Source organism: Wenyingzhuangia gilva, from assembly GCF_030519655.1.
Taxonomy (GTDB): domain Bacteria; phylum Bacteroidota; class Bacteroidia; order Flavobacteriales; family Flavobacteriaceae; genus Wenyingzhuangia; species Wenyingzhuangia gilva.
Window position 1 is genome coordinate 1 of the sequence record NZ_JAUMIT010000031.1, and the last position, 2534, is coordinate 2534.

The 2534-nt window shown below is 30.1% G+C and carries 3 protein-coding genes; all 3 read right to left on the reverse strand.

Translation table 11 applies throughout. From position 1 onward, the window contains the following. Positions 1 to 1114: 1114 nt before the first annotated feature. The 3 genes from QVZ41_RS14520 to QVZ41_RS14530 all read right to left on the reverse strand — a co-directional run bounded on the left by QVZ41_RS14520 (position 1115) and on the right by QVZ41_RS14530 (position 2312). Complete coding sequence (locus QVZ41_RS14520; RefSeq protein ID WP_302885369.1) at positions 1115 to 1564, reverse strand: toxin-antitoxin system YwqK family antitoxin; 450 nt, start codon at positions 1562 to 1564, stop codon at positions 1115 to 1117. A gap of 228 nt (positions 1565 to 1792) precedes the next feature. Then, on the reverse strand, positions 1793 to 2080 hold the full coding sequence (locus tag QVZ41_RS14525) for a type II toxin-antitoxin system RelE/ParE family toxin (protein WP_302885370.1): 288 nt from the start codon (positions 2078 to 2080) through the stop codon (positions 1793 to 1795). Beyond that, positions 2073 to 2312 carry a ribbon-helix-helix domain-containing protein gene (locus QVZ41_RS14530; RefSeq protein ID WP_302885371.1) on the reverse strand — a complete coding sequence of 80 codons (240 nt, stop codon included), beginning with the start codon at positions 2310 to 2312 and terminating at the stop codon, positions 2073 to 2075. Before QVZ41_RS14530 ends, QVZ41_RS14525 begins: the two co-directional genes overlap by 8 nt. Positions 2313 to 2534 lie beyond the last annotated feature (222 nt).

The window sequence follows — 2534 nt, forward strand, 5'->3', positions numbered from 1 at the left end:
AAAAGTTCTTATTTTTCAGTTAAAACAAAGTTCAGATTTAAAAATTTTGCGTGAGCATTGCTTTCAAATAGATAAAAAACCTTTCATTTAATTCACTGCGAAAAATTCCAATAGGAATTTCAGTGCTGTTTAAGTTAACGGTTTTGGCTAGGCTTTGTGCGGGGTTGAAAATCGACAAGATTTTCGAACACGTACTAAGCCGAAGCTTTTTGTTTGGTTTTGTTTCTTTTGGTTTCACAAGGCCAAATCAACAAGATTTGGTGACCTAGTAAATATACACAAAACTTTGAGAAAGCACAGAAGCCCGCATGAAGTTTAGCCGGTGTTAACTAAAGTTTTTTTCAAACTGCTTATTTAGATATAAAACCTCATTTTTTTTAATTTAAGTTTCAAACAAAATATTAGTTTCCTATCGCCACAAAAAATTAGAATAGATAAAAATCTTTATCATGATAATTTTTCAAAAGAAATATAATTTCACGTAACTACGATAATTTCCTACACGTTTCTACTGTTTTTAATTATTAAGAAAAGAAGAACTTTTTATGTTTAGTTAATGTTTCAAAAGCTTAATAATTTCACACAACTACGATAATTTCCTACGCGCTTCTACTGTTTTTTATTTATCAAGAAAAGAAGAACTTTTTAAGTTTAAATAATTTCTCAAAAACTTGATATTTTTCGCAGTTACGATTTTTCAAACCCAACTTTTGTCAGGAATTCTATGTTTTTTCAGCAATAAAAATGTTAATTTATTTAAAGAGATTTTTTGCTTAAATTTTTATACGCAACGAAAAAAGCCAATAATTTTCAGCTAAGAAAATGATCTTATTTTATGATAATTTTTAAAATAGGAGAGATGTAAAAAGTTTCAAATTATAGTAATAATTCTACAGAAAACGCCGCTACGATTTTATTTTAGTTAACGGTTTTGGCTAGGCTTTGTGCGGGGTTGAAAATCGGCCAGATTTTCGAACACGGACTAAGCCGAAGCTTTTTGTTTGGATTTGTTTCTTTTGGTTTTAACTAAGCCAAATCAACAAGATTTGGCGACTTAGTAAATATACACAAAACTTTGAATTTGGCACAAAACCCGCATGAAGTTTAGCCGGTGTTACCTGCTGTTTTTTTCTTTTCCAAATTTAAAGTCAGTCGTTTTAGTAAGTTTTCCAGAATCCTTGTCATAATATTTCCACTTTCCTTCTTTTAGTTTGTTTTTATAATTTCCCTCGATTATGATTTGTCCGTTTTCATTATACAGAATATATTTTCCGTGTTTCATATTTCTTGAATACTCTGTAATTTCTTTTAAATCTCCATTAAGATAATATTCTTTAGATTCTCCTTGAAGTTGTCCGTTATAATAATTCAGTTCTTTAGAGACAATTCCATTTGAGTTTTTTGTCTGACATTTTCCTGTATAAGCCATTTTGTTTTTAAACGCAGATTTTCCATCCTTGCCTTTCATCACTAATTCTTTACAATCACATATTTTTAATTCAGATCGTTGTCCAAAAGAGATTGCTGATAACGTCAAAAATATCAATAAGAAATTTTTTTTCATAATGTTGGTTTAATTGCAGGTAACGGTTTTGGCTAGGCTTTGTGCGGGAAGAAAATCGGCAAGATTTTCGAGAACGGACTGAGCCTAAGCTTTTTGTTTGGATTTGTTTCTTTTATTTCACAAAGCCAAATCAACAAGATTTGGCGACTTAGTAAATATACACAAAACTTTGAAGTTTGCACAGAACCCGCATGAAGTTTAGCCGGTGTTGGCAACTGTAATTTTATATTAAATGATATTATTCAAATCTTGTTTTCCTATTATAGTCATGATTTCAACAATGTCATTATTAATTCTATAATAAATACTGTCAGAACCACACGCACAACGTCTATATCCTTCTTTTATAAAATCGATAGATTCAAATGAGTATGGGCGTTGAGCAATTATTTCAAAATATTCAAAAAAAGAGTCAAAATATTTGTCAGCTTGTGCCATTCCAAATTTCTCAACTCCATAATGATGAATTCTCACTAAATCTTCTTTAGCAGTATTACTTAATTTGTATTTAGCCATTAAGTAAAGATTTCGATTGTGCTAAAATTTCTTCTTTACTGTCATTCGTAAATCCACTATTTTCAGCTTTTTCAAGTTTGGCACTTATCCAATCTATTTTTCTTTGTTGTTTTCTAGCTTGTCTTATCAAGTCATTAACAAGTTCACTCTTACTAGAATACTCTTTGTTGTCAACTTGAGATTTTAACCATTCATCATTTGGTTGTGTAAATGAAATACTTTGTCTTGTCATGAGATTCGATTTTGATGTAAATTTACACCAAATAAATTTTTCGACAAAATAAAATGCATTATGTTTTTATTCTCAGACCGTTACAATTTTATAGTTGCCAACGGTTTTGGCTAGGCTTTGTGCGGGATTGAAAATCGACAAGATTTTCGAACACGTACTAAGCCGAAGCTTTTTGTTTGGATTTGTTTCTTTTGATTTCACAAAGCCAAATCAACAAGATTT